This is a genomic window from Cupriavidus sp. 30B13, from assembly GCF_049059565.2.
GTDB lineage: Bacteria > Pseudomonadota > Gammaproteobacteria > Burkholderiales > Burkholderiaceae > Cupriavidus.
In genome coordinates, this window is record NZ_CP188224.1 from 57,004 (window position 1) to 73,521 (window position 16,518).

Annotated in this window: 16 protein-coding genes; 9 read left to right on the forward strand and 7 right to left on the reverse strand. The window is 66.7% G+C overall.

Features of this window, described 5'->3' with window-relative positions; all coding sequences use genetic code 11:
• Positions 1–58: 58 nt before the first annotated feature.
• From ACKI2N_RS19665 to ACKI2N_RS19675, 3 genes are read right to left on the reverse strand one after another with little or no spacing between them, the layout of a single operon-like run.
• Entirely contained in the window at positions 59–955 is an 897-nt protein-coding gene (locus ACKI2N_RS19665) for an enoyl-CoA hydratase/isomerase family protein (protein WP_420995789.1), read from the reverse strand.
• The gene (locus ACKI2N_RS19670; RefSeq protein WP_420995790.1) at positions 948–2,114 is read right to left on the reverse strand and encodes a CaiB/BaiF CoA transferase family protein; all 1,167 of its coding nucleotides are present in this window, start codon (positions 2,112–2,114) and stop codon (positions 948–950) included. The genes ACKI2N_RS19665 and ACKI2N_RS19670 overlap by 8 nt, the downstream gene beginning before the upstream one ends.
• Before the next feature lie 40 nt (positions 2,115–2,154).
• Positions 2,155–3,342, reverse strand: a complete 1,188-nt coding sequence (locus ACKI2N_RS19675; protein ID WP_420995791.1) for an acyl-CoA dehydrogenase family protein — start codon at positions 3,340–3,342, stop codon at positions 2,155–2,157.
• A gap of 172 nt (positions 3,343–3,514) precedes the next feature.
• Here ACKI2N_RS19675 and ACKI2N_RS19680 point away from each other — a divergent pair, with 172 nt between their 5' ends.
• From ACKI2N_RS19680 to ACKI2N_RS19715, 8 genes are all read left to right on the forward strand, one after another.
• A complete protein-coding gene (locus ACKI2N_RS19680; RefSeq protein WP_420995792.1) occupies positions 3,515–4,690 on the forward strand; it encodes a CaiB/BaiF CoA transferase family protein in 1,176 nt (391 codons plus the stop codon).
• Positions 4,687–5,445: a crotonase/enoyl-CoA hydratase family protein gene (locus ACKI2N_RS19685; protein WP_420995793.1), complete on the forward strand. Its 759-nt coding sequence runs from the start codon at positions 4,687–4,689 to the stop codon at positions 5,443–5,445. Before ACKI2N_RS19680 ends, ACKI2N_RS19685 begins: the two co-directional genes overlap by 4 nt.
• A complete protein-coding gene (locus tag ACKI2N_RS19690) occupies positions 5,442–6,455 on the forward strand; it encodes an NADPH:quinone oxidoreductase family protein (RefSeq protein WP_420995794.1) in 1,014 nt (337 codons plus the stop codon). Before ACKI2N_RS19685 ends, ACKI2N_RS19690 begins: the two co-directional genes overlap by 4 nt.
• Positions 6,456–6,493: 38 nt before the next feature.
• Positions 6,494–7,459 carry a Bug family tripartite tricarboxylate transporter substrate binding protein gene (locus ACKI2N_RS19695; protein WP_420995795.1) on the forward strand — a complete coding sequence of 322 codons (966 nt, stop codon included), beginning with the start codon at positions 6,494–6,496 and terminating at the stop codon, positions 7,457–7,459.
• 2 nt (positions 7,460–7,461) lie between these two features.
• Positions 7,462–8,232 (forward strand): TetR family transcriptional regulator, encoded by a 771-nt coding sequence (locus ACKI2N_RS19700; RefSeq protein ID WP_420995796.1) that lies wholly within the window; start codon positions 7,462–7,464, stop codon positions 8,230–8,232.
• 676 nt (positions 8,233–8,908) lie between these two features.
• Positions 8,909–9,355 carry a ferric iron uptake transcriptional regulator gene (fur, locus tag ACKI2N_RS19705; RefSeq protein WP_420995797.1) on the forward strand — a complete coding sequence of 149 codons (447 nt, stop codon included), beginning with the start codon at positions 8,909–8,911 and terminating at the stop codon, positions 9,353–9,355.
• 85 nt (positions 9,356–9,440) lie between these two features.
• Positions 9,441–9,716: a hypothetical protein gene (locus tag ACKI2N_RS19710; protein WP_420995798.1), complete on the forward strand. Its 276-nt coding sequence runs from the start codon at positions 9,441–9,443 to the stop codon at positions 9,714–9,716.
• Between the two features lie 111 nt (positions 9,717–9,827).
• Entirely contained in the window at positions 9,828–10,646 is an 819-nt protein-coding gene (locus tag ACKI2N_RS19715) for a MipA/OmpV family protein (RefSeq protein ID WP_420995799.1), read from the forward strand.
• A 16-nt stretch (positions 10,647–10,662) separates the two neighbouring features.
• On the opposite strand, the gene ACKI2N_RS19720 is transcribed toward ACKI2N_RS19715, so the two are convergent.
• Positions 10,663–11,586 carry a DMT family transporter gene (locus ACKI2N_RS19720; protein ID WP_420995801.1) on the reverse strand — a complete coding sequence of 308 codons (924 nt, stop codon included), beginning with the start codon at positions 11,584–11,586 and terminating at the stop codon, positions 10,663–10,665.
• Between the two features lie 361 nt (positions 11,587–11,947).
• On the opposite strand from ACKI2N_RS19720, the gene ACKI2N_RS19725 reads away from it, so the two are divergent.
• Positions 11,948–12,268 carry a PadR family transcriptional regulator gene (locus ACKI2N_RS19725; RefSeq protein ID WP_420995803.1) on the forward strand — a complete coding sequence of 107 codons (321 nt, stop codon included), beginning with the start codon at positions 11,948–11,950 and terminating at the stop codon, positions 12,266–12,268.
• Positions 12,269–12,489: 221 nt separating this feature from the next.
• On the opposite strand, the gene ACKI2N_RS19730 is transcribed toward ACKI2N_RS19725, so the two are convergent.
• The 3 genes from ACKI2N_RS19730 to ACKI2N_RS19740 form a co-directional block, all read right to left on the reverse strand.
• Positions 12,490–13,509 carry a putative 2-aminoethylphosphonate ABC transporter substrate-binding protein gene (locus ACKI2N_RS19730; RefSeq protein WP_420995804.1) on the reverse strand — a complete coding sequence of 340 codons (1,020 nt, stop codon included), beginning with the start codon at positions 13,507–13,509 and terminating at the stop codon, positions 12,490–12,492.
• A 78-nt stretch (positions 13,510–13,587) separates the two neighbouring features.
• Complete coding sequence (locus ACKI2N_RS19735) at positions 13,588–15,318, reverse strand: putative 2-aminoethylphosphonate ABC transporter permease subunit (RefSeq protein ID WP_420995805.1); 1,731 nt, start codon at positions 15,316–15,318, stop codon at positions 13,588–13,590.
• On the reverse strand, positions 15,315–16,415 hold the full coding sequence (locus ACKI2N_RS19740; protein ID WP_420995806.1) for a putative 2-aminoethylphosphonate ABC transporter ATP-binding protein: 1,101 nt from the start codon (positions 16,413–16,415) through the stop codon (positions 15,315–15,317). The genes ACKI2N_RS19735 and ACKI2N_RS19740 overlap by 4 nt, the downstream gene beginning before the upstream one ends.
• Positions 16,416–16,518 lie beyond the last annotated feature (103 nt).

The window sequence follows — 16,518 nt, forward strand, 5'->3', positions numbered from 1 at the left end:
GGCTCCGGAGCCGATTCCGGACACGCTGCGAAAGGCCGGCCCGGGCCGGATACGCCCGCTAGCTTGCCCGGTCGGCGGGGCGATTGAGCTTCCCGGCCTGCGCTGCGGCACGCCGGGCAAAAAACGCCTCGGCCAGCGCCCGATGCTCGGGCGTCTCCACGCAATGCATGAAGGCATCGTGCTCAAGCTTCAGCCCTTCCGACAACGGCAGCTCCGCCGCCGCGCGGACCGCGTCGATAATGCGCCGGTGAACCGGAAGAGCCTCGCCGGAATCCGTCAGACGCCGGCGCGCGTGTCTCAAAGACCTGGCCGCGTCGACATCCAGCCTGGCGACGAGAGCACCCGTGCGGCGCAATGGCCGAATGCCTTGCGCCAGCTCGCGCGCGAAGGCAACCGCCTCCTCAACGAGCCGGCCATCGTCAACGATCTTGTCCACCAGGCCCATTGCATGGGCTTCGTCCACGCCGAGCGTCCGGCCGGACAGGATGAGATCGAGCGCGTTCCCCAGCCCGACCAGCCGCGGCAGGCGTTGCGTTCCTCCGCCGCCAGGCAGCAGCCCTAGCTTGACTTCGGGCAGCGCAAGCCGCGCGGAAGCGGCCGCAATGCGCGCGTGAGCCCCCAGCGCGAGTTCCAGCCCCGCACCCAGTGCGAAGCCGGCAATGGCCGCCACCACGGGCTTGGCTCCAGTCTCGGCCAGGGCCGCAACATCGCTGGTAAAGGGCCGCCGCCGGCTTCCGTTGAACTCTCGTATGTCCGCGCCGCCCGAGAACCTGTCCCGGCAGCCATGGATGACGATGGCGTGGACCCCGGCGTTCGCCTGCGCGTCGCCGAGGCTGTTGAACAGCGTCTGTCGGACACCGTTGCTCAAGGCGTTCACCGGCGCATTGTCTATCGCAAGCAAGACAATGCCATCCCGGACCTCCGTCCGCACCACGCTTGGGTCGGGCTTATCCATCGGTCAGCCTGTTTTCCGCGCCGAGAACCTCGCCAGTATGCTGGCCTAGTCGGGGCGGGCCCCGATGTACCGAAGCCGGCGTCGCCGACAAATGCATGGCATTTCGGGGCATCAGGAGCTGCCCTTCCGACTCGTGATCGAACACCTGGAAGAAATCGACGTCCGCCATGTGGGCATCGGCACGAACGTCCGCCAGTTCATTGGCGGGACCGGCCGGAACGTCGGCCACGGCGAACGCGTCCAGCCACTCTGCCCGCGTCTTCACTTTCAGCGCCGCTTCAACGAGGTCGTAGAGAAGGACGACGTTCTCCATCCGCCTCCCGATGGTTCCGAAGCGATCATCGCCGCGCAGATCACTTCGGCCGATGAGGTCGAACAGCCGGTGCCATTGCGCATCCGTATTGGCAATGATGCATAGCGGTTCGTCGCGCGTCATGAGAGGACGATGCACCGGGCTGAAGACTCTGCCATATCCTATCGGCGCGGCGTGCTGCCCCTGCGCTGGCACGAACACATGGTCCGCCATATGTTCGAGGAGGTTGAACCCGGCCATTGCCTCGAACATCGGAAGCTGGACCTCCTGCCCCACGCCCGTGCGCTCGCGGTGGAGCAGTGCGGTCATGATGGCAGAGTACAAATATACGCCGCAGAGCTTGTCCGCGATCAGCATCGGCATGTAGCCGGTCTGCCCGGTCATGCGGCGGTTCAGTCCGGGCACTCCGCTCAGACCTTGAATCACGTCATCGTATGCGGGTCTGTCGAAGTAGCGACCGCCCCTGCCGAAACCCTGTGCCGTGGCATGAACCAGGCGTGGGTGGCGCGAGGCAAGGCTCTCGTAGTCGATGCCGAGCCGTTCGGCCGCGCCGCTGCGCATGTTGTGGACTACGACGTCGGCTCCGGCAATCAGCGCTTGGAGCGATGCCCGTCCTTCCGGCTGCTTCAGGTCGAGCATCACGCTGCGCTTGTTTCGATTGAGATTGAGGAAGAACGAGCCCATTCCGGGAGAGCGTTTCCGGCCGATGCCCCTGGTCGGATCCCCTTCGGGCGCCTCGACCTTGATGACGTCCGCTCCCATGTCGCCAAGCATTTGCGTGGCGACAGGTCCGAGCACGAACGTGGTGATGTCGATGACGCGAATTCCATCAAGAGCGCCTGCCATGTGTTGGTCTCCTCTCTTCTTTGTATTCGTATGCCGGCAGTCACGTCCGGTGTGCTTTGATGATGCCGCCACCGATGATCAGCCGCTGTACCTCGCTTGCGCCTTCGTAGATCCTGAGGGCCCGCACGTCTCGATAGAGCGCTTCGACCTCCTCGCCCACTCTGACGCCCGCACCGCCCCAGATCTGGACGGCGGCATCCACCACGCGTTGCGCCGATTCGGTCGACACCAGTTTTGCCATCGCTGCCTCGCGCGGCGTCGGGAAGCCTTGGTCCCGCATCCAGGCAGCACGGTAGACCAATAGGGCGGACGACTCCACGGCGGTCGCCATGTCGGCAAGCGTCGCCTGGGTCAGTTGCATGTCCGCCAGCACGCCACCGAACATCTCGCGGGAGAGCGCTCGCTCGATGCCGAGGCGCAGTGCCTTGCGCGCAAATCCCAGCGCCGCCGCCGCCACGGAAGTGCGGAAGATGTCGAGGGTACGCATGGCGAGTTTGAAACCCTCGCCTTCGCCTCCCAGCCGCTTGCCGGCGTCGACGTAACAATCGTTGAAGCGCAACCGCGCCAAAGGGTGCGGAGAGATGACATCGATACGCTCTGCGATCTCGAGGCCCGCATTGTCCGCGTCGACGATGAATGCGGATATGCCGGACGACCTTGTGGTGCCGGGCTCTCGGGCGAAGACGACATAGAAATCCGCGATGCCGCCGTTGGAGATCCACATTTTTTCGCCGTTCAGGACATAGCCTCCGGGGCGGCTCGTCGCTTCGCAGCACATTCCGCCAACGTCCGATCCCGCGTCCGGTTCGGAAAGGGCGAATGCGGCGATTCGGTTGCCCTTTGCCACGTCATCCAGATACGCCGCCTTCTGCCCGGCCGAGCCAGCCAATGAGATGGCTCCCGATCCCAGTCCCTGCATCGCGAAGCTGAAGTCGGCCAGCGGACTTGTCTGCGCCAGCAACTCGCGCGCGAGACACAGAGAGCGAGAGTCGATACCGGCGGTCCCGGTGCTGTCGAGGCGCGGTACGCAGAGCGCGAGGATGCCCGCTTCCCCGAGGCTGCTCACCAGGGACCTGCAGTGCTGATCGATGTCGCCATTGGTTCTGGGTGGCGAAAGGGATACAAACGCCGACTGCCCCCATGCGACGATCTGTTCCGCGGCATCCCGGTGCCTGGCTTCGAAGAAGGGAAGAGTAAGGTGATCCAAGGGCGTGAGTGACGGTTTCATTCTGCGCAACAGGCTTGTCCGGAACGGTAGACATCCGTAGTATCGAGAACCGAACGCAACATAGCGATTCGGGCTTGACCAAAAACATACTACTACGTAGCATTATTTTCAAGCTTAACCGTCCGGGATGACCACGACATCCGGACGGCGAAGAATTTCATATGGAGACACCATGTCATTGCCTTTGGAAGGAATTCTTGTCGTGGCCGTGGAACAGGCGGCCGCCGCGCCCTATGCGTCGTCCCGGCTCGCCGATGCCGGGGCGCGCGTCATCAAGATCGAGCGGGCCGAAGGCGACTTTGCCCGCGGCTATGATTCGGCGGTCAACGGCGACAGCACCTATTTCGTGTGGCTGAACCGCGGCAAGGAGTCGATCGTCCTCGATTTCTCCAGTCCGGACGATGCGGCATTGTTGCAGCGGATGATCGGACAGGCCGACGTGCTCATTCAGAATCTTGGTCCTGGAGCGGCAAAGCGCGCGGGGTTCGGCTGGGAAGAAATGCGGGCCCGGCATCCACGTTTGATCACCTGCGACATCACAGGCTATGGCGAAGCAGGCCCCTATGCGGGCATGCGCGCCTACGATCTGCTTGTCCAGGCCGAGAGCGGCATCGCCTCGGTCACCGGCACGCCCGAGAGCCCTGGGCGGATCGGTATTTCGGCGTGCGACGTGGCAACCGGCATGTACGCCCATGCCGCCATCCTGGAAGCGCTGCTGCAACGCGGGCGGACGGGATCCGGGAGCGCCATCCACGTGTCGCTGTTCGACGCGATGAGCGACTGGATGACCGTCCCGCTGCTGCACTACGAATACGCCGGAATGATCTGGCCTCGCGTCGGCCTTTCCCATCCCACCATTGCTCCCTATGGCGCCTTCCCTGTCGGTGGCGCGGTAGGCGCCCAGGAAACCGTGCTGATCGGCGTTCAGAACGATGGCGAATGGAAGCGGTTCGCCCAGGACGTGCTCAAACGCCCGGAGCTGCTCGACAAGCCGGAGTTCGCCACGAACCTGGCGCGCGTAGCGCATCGCACCGGACTGGACGGCGAGATTGCCAAGACGCTGGCGACGATGACGAAAGAGGAAGTCATTGCCGCGCTGAAAGCATCCCGCATTGCGTTCGCGTCGGTCAACGACGTCACCCAACTGTCGACCCACCCCCAACTACGCCGCACGACTGTGCCGACAGCGCATGGCGAAGCCAAACTGGTGGCGCCCCCGGCCATTTTCCGTGGTCAGGAACGCAAGCTCGGCAATGTTCCTGGTCTTGGCCAACACAGCAGCGCCCTTCGCGGCGAGTTCGCGAAATCGGCCTTTTCGGATCCAACACCATCGGTAGCGCAGCCATGAACGAAAAAATCCTGATCGAGAAGAACGCCGCCGTCACGACCATCATCATCAACCGCCCCGCGGTGCGAAACGCGCTGGACCGCGAAGCGACCGCGGCTCTTGGCGCCGCGCTTCGCGCCTTCGAAGACGACGAAGAGGCGAAAGTCGCAGTGCTATGCGGTGCCGGTGGCGCCTTCTGCGCAGGTGCCGACCTGAAAGAACTTGCAGGTGGTGTCGAATATGACGCCTGGGCCGGCGCCGATGGCCCTTTGTCCAGGCCGGCACGAAAGCCCGTCATTGCCGCCGTTGCCGGCCACGCGTGCGCAGGCGGCCTGGGCCTGGCCCTGTGGTGCGACATCCGCATTGCCGAGGAATCCGCGTCGTTCGCCGTGCTGTCACGGCGATGGGGCGTGCCGATGAGTGATGGCACAACGGTCCGGCTGCCCCGGTTGATCGGGGCCAGCCTGGCGCTCGACATGCTGCTCACTGCCCGCATGGTTTCCGCCCCGGAAGCGCTTCACATGGGTCTGGCAACGCGGGTCGTGCCCGACGGCACCGCACGGTCGGCCGCTGAGAGTCTGGCCGCCACCGTAGCCGCGTTCCCGCAAATCGCCATGAACTCGGATCGCGAGTCCCTGTACCGGCAGGAAGGCGAAACCATGCGGGACGCCCTGACGATGGAAGCGGAACTCGCGGAGCGCGCGAAGCGTGTCGAGGCAAAGGCGGGCGCCACCCGGTTCGCCGCAGGCGTGGGCCGGCACGGAGCCGTAGCATGAAGGCCGTCGTCTGCCGCCAGTTCGGGCTCGCTCACACAGAACTCGCCGAGGTAGATGCGCCGGGCATGCGCGCGGATGCCATCCGTATTCGCGTGCAGTCCGCCGGGGTGAGTTTCGCGAACCTGCTCGTGCTCGAGGGCAAACACCAGAACCGCTGGGAGCCGCCATTCACTCCCGGAACCGAAGTGGCCGGTGTCGTTGTGGAGTGCGGCGCCGCCACATCCCTTTTTAAGCCGGGCGATCGAGTGGTGGCGGGGGTTCGCATAGGTGGTTTCGCCGAGGAGGTGGTTGCGCCGGAATCGACGGTATTCGCCTTGCCGGAGGCGGTCGACTACGACGCGGCGGTGCAATTCCCGACGATCTATGCCACGGCATACGGAGCCCTCAAGTGGCGTGCCGCCCTCGCCCAGGGCGAGACTCTCCTCGTTCACGGCGCGGCCGGCGGCAGTGGACTTGCGGCAATCGAAATTGGAAAGATGCTCGGCGCGCGCGTGATCGCCACCGCCGGAGACGCCGCAAAGCTCGACGCCGCACGGCGCCACGGCGCCGATATCGCCATCAACTACCGGGACGTGAGCTTTCGAGACGCGGTCCTGCGCGAGACATCGCAGCGCGGTGCCGATGTCATCTTCGATCCCGTCGGCGGTGACACCTTCAACGAGTCGCTGCGGTGCATTGCACCGGACGGACGCATCATTCCGATGGGCTTCGCGGGAGGAACGATTCCGCAGATTCCCGCCAACCTGGTGTTGGTCAAGAACGTCTCGGTCATCGGCATCTATTGGGGCTACTACATGGGTTGGGGAAGGCAAGCGCCTCCGCCAGCCATGGCCGGCCGGGTACGTGCAGCGTTTCAGGAGATGCTGGAATGGGCCGCGGCCGGAAAGCTTCGTCCCGAGACCTATGCGTCCTTCCCACTCGAACGCTTCAGAGACGCATTGAACACGATTACGGAACGCAAGGTGATAGGCAGAGTCGCCCTGCACCCTGCGCCAACTTCCGCACGGTGACGAAAGCCGCTATTTAAAAATCCAAAAAGGAGACAGACATGAAGCAGTCCGTGGCAATGATGGCGTTGTTCGGCCTTTCCCTGGCACCGCATGCCGCTTTCGCTCAGGGCGAGTACCCGGACCGGCCTATCAGACTGGTTGTGCCTTACCCACCGGGATCGGGAACGGACACGGTTGCCCGATATGCGGCAAGGCGAATGGAAACAGCGCTGGGCAAACCCGTGGTCATCGAAAACAAGCCGGGGGGAAATGCGATCATCGCGGCGCAAACCGTCATCAATGCGCCCGCGGACGGATACACGCTGCTTTGGGCCGCGAACGGGCCGGTAACCACGAACGTTGCGCTATACGAAAAGCTGCCCTACGACCCGCTAACCGATCTCGAACCGGTAGCACGTCTGGCCTATTCCCCGATGGGGGTGTACGTTCCGGCAGCCTCCCCCTACAAGACCGCGGCAGAACTGTTTGCCGACGCAAAGAAAAACCCGGGCAAGCTGAACTACGGCAGCGGAAGCGCGACCTACAATATCGCGACCGAATGGCTGATGTCCCTCGTGGGCGCCAAGGCCAACACGATCTCCTACAAGGGAAGCAGTCCCACGTTGACGGACCTCGCCGGCAAGCAGGTGGACTTTGCCATCGCGGAGTACAGTGCCGGGCTCCCGCTGGTCAGAGGCGGGAAACTCCGCATGCTCGCCCTCACGTCCGACCGCCGCATGAAATCCGAGCCGGAAACGCCTACGCTGCAGGAACTTGGTTACAAGGAGTACTTCCAGGTGGCATGGTGGGGCATCTTCGCCCCCAAGGGCACCCCAAAACCCATCGTTTCCCGCCTGGAGAATACGCTTCTGACGGCATTCAAGGATGCCGAGACCGCTCAATATCTCGAGCAGAACAACTTCAGCTCCTTTACTGGAACCGCGGAGCAGCTTCGGGCTTTCCAGAAATCCGAGATCGAGAGGGAATCGAAGCTGGTGAATCGCTTCAATATCCCGAAGCTGTAGTCGTGGAAGGCGGCATCGCAGGCGGAGGTGCCGCCGGATTGGAATCTGCTATCGTTGCACACCTCGCGGAGGTCGCCGGTCATGGCTTGCAGCGTGAAGGGCGATGTCAACTCGAAGCAAAAACAAAACAGATCGGAGTTATGGGGCGCAAACGTCAGATCGGAACGCCGGAAGGCGATGAAAAGCAACTGGCCATACTTGATGCGGCTGCATCGGTTTTCATGAAGCTTGGCTTTGCCGCCACCTCGCTTGATGACATCAGTGACAGCTATGGTGCCACCAAGGGCATCATCTACTATCACTTCCGCAGCAAGACGATCCTGTTCTTTGCGGTCCAGCGCCGCGCCATGGAGCTGACCCGGGCCGCCATCGAGCCGGCCGCCACGTCGGGTGCGCCGGCGCGTCAGCGGCTTGAGTCGATGGCATTCGCCCACGCCCTTCTGATGATGGAGCACCTGAACTATCTTCGGGTCGCGGCCCAAGGCCTGGAGCTGCAGTTGGGTGGGCGCACGACAGAAGAGGAACGCGCCGAGATCAAGCGCATCAACACGCTGCGTGACAGCAATGAGCGTCTGTACCTCGATGTGCTGGAGGAAGGCGTGGCCAACGGCGAGTTCCGCGACATGGATGTCAGGATCGTGGTCAAGGCGCTGCTTGGCGCTTTGAACTGGACGTCGCGCTGGTATCAACCCAGGAAGGCCGAGACACGAAAAGACCGCGAGGCGATCGCCGCGGAAATTGCCCGATACGCAGTCAATGGCTTGACGTCCTAGCGGACTCGAGGCGCGAGCGATCGGTGCCGCGCCATGAACCGGTTTCCACACTCTCATCCACTTCGCCGGCGCGCATTCGCCCGATGAGGCCGTTCCCGTGCTTTGTACCGGGCCGGAACCGGGCCGCGCGTTGTCCGCGCCAAGTCGCCGTCGGCGTCCACCGTTTTCCGTCCCCCTCCCCCCAAAAAAAAGCCGCAAATTTTTCTTGTAATGAGATTAATTCCCATTTACTATGGCATCACTGTCTGACGCGAGGCAAGCAACACCGGCCCGGCAGGCAGGAAGAACACGGCAGGGAAGCAGCGACAGGCCGGCGGCAAGTCCGCGGCCACCAGGATTTTCGATGTGGCGCGAGTGCGCGGCATCCATCACCGTCTTTTGTGGGGACCGCTCCGTACCGCGGAGCGTTTGGCAGTAGCCAGTCACCGGAAGATCGGGAAAGCAACCAGACCCCGCTTTCCCGATCGCGTCTTCGGCCGACAAGCCAAGCCATCTTTTTATTCCGCAAGCCGTGCCAGCACGTCTTGCAGCCAGCGGGCGGCCTTCCGTGCAGGATGCCGCCCGCTGCATTCCTGCGGCCTGGACAGCGTACGTTCGCGCGGAGCGCGCCGCGGCGCGGCCGGCCGGAGCACCGCCATTTCCGATTGATGCGCCCGCATGGGCGCGAAGCCGCAGCATGCTGATGCCTCCAGACAGTACCGACCCGATTGACCTGAAGCGCGCCGGCCTCAAGGCCACCTCGCCGCGTGTGCGCGTGCTGGAAGTCTTCCGCGCCAGCGAACGCCGCCACCTCAGCGCCGAAGATGTCTACCGCATCCTGCTGGCGCAGGACGTGGATGCCGGCCTGTCCACCATCTACCGCGTGCTCAACCAGCTGGTGCAGGCCAATATCCTGCTGCGCCACAGCTTCGAGTCCGACCACGCGGTCTTCGAGCTCAACGAAGGCGGCCACCACGATCACCTGATCTGTGTGGCGTGCGGCCACGTGGAGGAATTCCGCGACGAGGCCATCGAAGCCCGCCAGCGCGAGGTCGCCTCGGCCAATGCCTTCGTGCTGCGCGAACACATGCTGGTGCTGTACGGCCTGTGCCCGAAATGCCGGGCCGACAAGGCCATCAACTGATACGGCCGCCGGTTCCCCGTCCTCCGCCACCCGGAACCTCGGCCCCTGCCCGGCTGCGCCCGCCGGGCCGTAACCGGAGTCCGACATGGATCGCCAGATCAAACCCCTGCCCGAACTCAAGCGCCTGCTGAGCCGCTGGCTGCGCGAGCAGCCCGGCTGCCAGGATTGCCAGTTGCGCGCGGTATGCGTGCACCGGCCAGATCACACCGGCTGCAACTGGAGCGCCGAGGTCGACTTCCCCGACCGCAGCGACGAGGAAGCGGTCCGGAGCCTGCCGCTGGCGCGGCGGGTGGTGGTCATGGTGAGGGAGCGCTTCAATGTCGAGGGCATCGGCCCCGGCAGGCTGACGCCGACGGCATGATTCCCCGTTTTTTTGCACGGGGCGTACCCCTTGCGCGCCCCGCGTCCGGCTAGAATCCGGCACTGCCCCGTACCCGCGGGGCGGGACCCACACTATCCAGCCGGACCACCCATGCCCACCATCCATGCGCCCCGCCGCGCGCTCCTGGCACTCGCCCTCCTCCTCGGCACCCCGGCCGGCTGGGCGGCGGACAATGCCGCCGCGGACGCGGCGGCCACGGCGGACAAGACCACCCCCGCCAGCAACTGGAAGATCTCTGCCGGCCCGGGCATCTACGTGGCCCCCGACTTCCCCGGCGCGCGCAGCACGCTGGTCTATCCGATCGTCTACCAGGACATCGACTACGGTGGCCGCTTTTTCTCGCGGGGCTTCGACCTGCTTGGCGTGTATGCGCTCAACAACGATGTGTGGCAGATCGGCGCGGACTTCCAGTTCGACCCGACCTGGCGGCGCAGCAAGGACGATCGCCGGCTCAACGGCCTCGGCGACGTCAACATGACCATGCGCGCGCGCGCGTTCGCGCAGGCGCAGGTGTCGTTCATCACCTTCTCGGCGGACGTGGCGCAGGACATCGCCGGGCAGGGGCAGGGCCTGGTCGCCAACGGCGACGTACTGTTCAGCCTGCCGGCGGGCAAGTGGCTGTTCACGCTGGGCCCGGGCGTGACCTGGACCAACGGCAAATACATGCAGACCTTCTTCGGCGTGACGGCGGACCAGAGCGCGCGCTCGGGGCTGCCTACCCACGCGGTGGACGCGGGCCTGCGCGAATGGCATGCCAACGGCATCGTCAGCTATGAGATCTCGCACGACTGGTCGGCGCTGGGTTCGCTGACCTTCGCCCGGCTCAGGGGCGACGCGGCCAGCAGCCCCGTGGCCGAGCGGCGCCAGCAATGGACCGCCATGGCGGCGGTGACCTACAAGTTCCGCTGACGGCGCGCTGGCGCGCTCACGGCCGCCCCGGCCCGGGCACCGCGGGTGCCGCCGCCGGGGCGGGAGCCGGGCGCAGCACCAGCCACACCGCCAGGCCGATCAGCGCCCCGCCGGCGGCGTGCGCCCACGACAACTGCTCGTCCAGGAACAGCGCGCCCCACACGATGCCGAACGGCGGGATCAGGAAGGTCACGGTCAGCGAGCGCACCGGCCCGAGGTCAGCGATCAGCCGGTAGTAGAGGATGTAGGCGATGGCCGTGCAGAACATCCCCACGCCCAGCATCGCCAGCCACACGCCTGGCCCGGCGGCCGGCAGCGTGTTCTCGCGCCACAGCGCGGCGGCGCAGAACGGCAGCAGGAACAGCGCCGCGCCGAACATGCTGCCGGTGGCCACCAGGCGGCTGTCGAGCCCGCCCTGCGCCGTGATCCAGCGCCGCGCCAGGAAGCCGGCCAGCCCGTAGCAGGCGGTCGCCACCAGGCAGGCGGCCGCGCCCAGCAGAACCTGCGGCGTGAACGCCACCGGACCGGTGCGGGTCAGCACCGCCACGCCGGCCACGCCAAGCACCACGCCGCCGGCCTTGTTCAGCGTCAGGCGCTCGCCGAAGCACACCGCCCCGATCAGCACGCCCATCAGGGGCGTCATGGCATTGAACACCGCCGAATACCCGGCCGGCAGCCACAGCGCGGCAAACGCGTACATGGCGAAGGGAATGCCGGAATTGATCACGCCCAGCGCCATCACCGCGCGCCACTTGCCGCGCATGTCCCAGCGCACCCGCATCATGGCCAGGCACGCCAGCAGCGTCAGCGCGCCGATCAGCACCCGCAGGAAGGCCGCCGTGAGGGGCCCGAGCACCGGTGCGCCGATGCGCAGGAACAGGAAGCTGGCGCCCCAGATGGCGGCAAGGGACAGCAGGCGGAACAGGTCGGCGGGTTTCATGGCGTGGGCGGCAGGCTTGGCATGCCCGGATTAGACGCGGAGCGGGGCCGGGCCGCAAGCTGCTTTCGGACATCTTCCTGCCCGGAGAGGCGCTGGCCCGGGATATCCCTCAGGCGCTTTTTCCTGTCGTCTGGCGGATGGGGAGCACCCGACTCCCCCCGGAAGAGGGGTGAGGCAAATCAGGCGTGACAAGCCGTATTGAATTATTTTAAAATCTGACCTGCGCCAGAGTTAATTGACCCCTCCGACGCATTCCCGACAAGCCGCCACGGAAGTGGCGGCTTCTTTTTTTTTTGCGGCGCGTGGACCACAACTATAAATCAACGTCAACCGCAATGGGAGATCGCGCGTTTGCCCCGTCATGAAACGACAGTTCCTTGGCTTGCTCGCCCGCATTTACGTCCTCCAGTTCGCCGTCGAGGTCCCGGCCACCGTGGCCATGCTCGCCGACATGCTGATGGAGTACGGTTTCCAGGTGGATATCGGATCCGTCCGCCCGCTGCTGCGCGCGCTGCAGATGGACGGCTACATCGAAAGCGTCCTGCGTGACGGCATCGGGCGTGTCTACCTGATCACAGAGCGCGGACGCGAAGAACTGCGCAGCAGCCGCTCGCACGTCGACGAGTTGTATCGCCGCCTGCACTCCCGCAACGATCCCTCCTCCGAAGTCTCGAACGGCTGACCTGCGCGGCCCGGCCGTTGCCGGGCGAGGCGTCCCTGGCGGCGCCGGCGTACCCGTTTCTGCGGGCGCACACCCGCGGTCGCCGGCCTCCAGAGAGCAAAAGAGAGCAAAAAGCCCGGACAAGCCGGCGCCGAAACGCGCTGCCCGCCGGGCCTCCTGGCCTGTGGCAGCGGGGCGGCTCCCCGTGCCGGAGGCGCCGCCCCGCTGCCTTACTCGCTGCCTTACTTCTTCTCGGCCTTGCCTTCGTAGCGCTTGCTCCACTCGGCCAGGATGCGGTCGCGGTTGCCGCTGGCCCAGGCGAAGTCGTTCTTGATCAGGCGCTTTTCGTAGTCGGCCGGCAGCAGGGCATCCGGCTTGGCGATGCCGGGGATGGCGAGCACCGCGAAATTCTTCTCGTACAGCGCCATGGCCTCGTTGGAGGCGGAGAAGTCGGCCAGCTTGCGCGCGGCTTCCAGGTTCCTGGTGCCCTTGACGATGGCGGTGGCCTCGATGTCCCAGCCCAGGCCTTCGGACGGCAGCACGATGTCGATCGGCGCGCCTTCCTTCTTGGTCTTCATGGCGCGGTACTCGAACGCGATGCCGATCGGGAACTCGCCCTGCGCGGCCATCTTGCATGGCTTGGAGCCCGAGTGCGTGTACAGCCCGATGTTCTTGTGCAGCGCGTCCATGTAGGACCAGCCCTTCTGCTCGCCCATCATCTGCAGCCAGGCGCTCACGTCGAGGTAGCCGGTGCCGGACGAGGCCGGATGCGGCATGACGATCTTGCCGGCATACACGGGCTTGGTCAGGTCGGCCCATGAGGCCGGCTTGGGCAGGCCCTGCTTCTGCGCCTCGACGGTGTTGAAGCAGATCGCCGCGCCCCATACGTCCATGCCGACCCACGCCGGCGGGTTGGCGGCGCTGCGGTATTGCGCGTCCACGGCCGCCAGGTTCTTCGGCGCGTACGGCTGCAGCATGCCTTCCTTGTCGAGGATGGCCAGGCTGGAGCCGGCCAGGCCCCACACCGCGTCGGCACGCGGCGCGGCCTTCTCGGCCAGCAGCTTGGCGGTGACGATGCCGGTGGAGTCGCGCACCCACTTGATCTCGATGTCCGGATTGACCTTCTCGAAGGCGGCCTTGTAGGCGGCGATCTGGTCGGCCTCGAGCGCCGTGTAGACGGTCAGCACGGTGTTGGCATGGGCGGCGCCGGCCAGCAGCGCGAAGGCGGCCACGGCGGAGGCGGTGCGGAACGGATGAGGCATGGTTTCTCCTTGGGATGCTTGCCGCGGATGCGGTGATTCGGGTTCTTGGACTCGGGTTCGGAAATCCGTGCGGGCGGCTCAGGGTGCCGGCGCGCGCCACGCCTGCGTGCGGCGCAGCCAGCCGCGCGCGGCGCCGAGCAGCAGCAGGCAGGCCAGCGCCGAGGTCAGCAGGATCAGCGTGGACATCGCCGCGGCCGGGGCGGTATCGCCGGCGTCGTCCATGTTCAGTACCGAGATCGCGGCCAGCACGGTGTCGGGGCTGTAGAGGAAGACCACCGCGGACACCGTGGTCATGGCCGAGACGAACAGGTAGCGGAAGATGTCGAGCAGCGCCGGCAGGCAGATCGGCACCGTGACGCGCCAGCACGTCACCAGCGGCGCCACGCCGAGCGACAGCGCCGCGGCCTCGAACTCGCCGTCGAGCTGGCGCAGCGCGGCGGCGGCGGTGAGATGGCCGGTGGTGTAGAAATGCGCCACGTTGCACAGCACCAGCAGGGCCATGGTGCCGTACAGCGCGTGCAGCGGATTGGCCGGCGCGTTGAAGAAGAACACATAGCCCAGGCCGAGCACCAGGCCGGGCACGGCCATCGGCAGCATGAAGCCGGCGCGCAGCACGCCGTGCAGCCAGGCCGGCCCGCGCGTGCGCTCGGTCAGCCAGGCGCCGAGGAAGATCGCCGCGGTGCCGGCCAGCGCGGTCAGCGCCGCCATCTTCAGGCTGTTGCGGTAGGCCAGCCAGCCGCCGCCGTCCATGTTGTCGAAGTCGTAGTGCGCCAGCGTGAGCTGCAGGTTGTACGGCCACAGCTTGACCAGCGAAGCGCCCACCGCCGCGGCCAGCACCGTCAGCAGCGCGCCGCCGACCGCCGCCACCACCAGCATGCAGGCCGCGTCGCGCAGGCGGTCGCGGCCCGGCACGTAGACCTGCGCCCGGCTCGACATCTGCGCGCGCTGGCGGCGCTGCATGGCGATGTCCACGCCGAAGGTCAGCAGCGCGGGCAACAGCAGCAGCATGCCGATCAGCGCGCCGCGCGCGAACTGCTGCTGGCCCACCACCGCCTTGTAGGCCTCCAGCGCCAGCACCGGGTAGCCGCCGCCCACCACCTTGGGCACGCCGAAATCCGTCACCACCAGCGTGAATACCAGGCAGGCCGCGCCGAACAGGCCATGGCGCGCGCCCGGCAGCGTCACCGTGCAAAAGGTGCGCCACGGCGACGCGCCCATCGCGCGCGCGGCCTCGTACAGGCGCGCGTCGGCCAGCGAGAGCGCGGCCATCAGCACCATCAGGGCATGCGGAAAGGTATAGAAGGCCTCGCCCAGCACGATGCCCCAGAAGCCATAGATGCCGCCCGCGCCGAAGACGGCCTTGAAGACGCCCTGGTTGCCGAACAGGTAGACCAGCGCGATGCCCGGCAGCAGCGACGGCGCGAACAGCGGCAGCAGCGCGATGCCGCGCCACAGCGGCTTGAAGGCGATGCGCGAGCGCTGCAGCGCGTAGGCGAAGGCGAAGGCCAGCGGCACCACCAGCGCGGCCACGGTCAGCGAGACCGCCAGGCTGCGCCCGAGCAGCGGCACGAAATTGGGATTGGCGGCCAGCTCCGCCACGCGCGCGGGCAAGGCCCAGCGGCCGGCGTCGTCGAACCACGCCTGCCCGAACAGCGCGGCCAGCGGCAGCGCCAGCGCCACCGCCAGGGCCGCCAGCCACAGCCACTTCATGCCCGCCGGCGCGCCGTGGGCCAGGCGCGCGGCCAGGCCCGCCGCGCCGCGCAGGGAAGGCGCGGCGGCGGGGGCCGCCACGGGTACGGCGCGCGTCATGCGAACACCTGCAGCGCCTGGCTGGGCAGCGCTACCCAGAACTTGTGGCTGCCCGCCGCCGGCAGCAGGTGGCGCTCCTCGCGCAGCACGTCGGCGAACAGCGTGGTGCCGGGCAGGCGGTCCGCCTCCAGCATCAGCCGGTAGCGGCTGCCGAGGTAGGTCTCGTCGACGATGCGGGCCAGCAGTCGGTTGGGCTCGCCCTCGGCCGGATGCAGCCGGACCGCTTCCGGGCGGCAGCACAGCCGCGTGGCGTGCTCCGGCGCGTCGCCGGCGCGCGACGGCGACACCGCCAGCTCGACCTCGCCCACGCTGAAGGTGTCGCGCCCGCTGCGCCGGCCCGACAGCCAGTTGGCCTGCCCGATGAACTCGGCGACGAAGGCCGAGGCCGGACGCTCGTAGATCTCGCCGGGCGTGCCGACCTGGGCGATGCGCCCGCCGTCCATCACGGCAATGCGGTCCGCCATCGCCATGGCCTCGTCCTGGTCGTGCGTGACCATCACGGTGGTGACGTTCAGGCGCCGCTGCAGCTGGCGCAGTTCCAGCCGCAGGTGCTCGCGCACGCGCGCGTCGAGCGCGGACATGGGCTCGTCGAGCAGCAGCAGCGAAGGCGCCGGCGCCAGCGCGCGGGCCAGCGCCACGCGCTGCTGCTGGCCGCCGGAAAGCTGGCCGGGGAACTTGCGCTCGCTGCCGTCCAGGCCCACCAGCGCCAGCATTTCCCGCACGCGCGCGTCGCGGTGGACGCGGCCCATGCCGCGGCCCTGCAGGCCGTAGGCCACGTTCTGGCCGACGGTGAGATTGGGGAACAGCGCGTAGGACTGGAACAGGATGCCGTAGTCGCGCGCCTGCGGCGGCAGGCCGGTCAGCTCGCGGCCGCCGGCGTGGATGTGGCCGGTGTCCTCGCGCTCGAGGCCGGCGATGATGCGCAGCAAGGTGGTCTTGCCGCAGCCCGACGGCCCCAGCAGGCACAGCAGCTCGCCCTGCGCCACCGACAGCGACACGCCGTCCAGCGCCTGGAAACCGCCTGCCCCGCCGAAGCGCTTGCCGACCTGCTCGACCGCCAGGAACGCGCGCCCCGGCGCGGACTCACCTGCTTGCATGAATGACCGACCCTTGATGCCATGATGACAGGGGGCATGTTAGGGACGGTGCGTGCCAGTCATGTGGCAGGCAGGCAAAGAATGCCGATGCCGGCATTGGCGG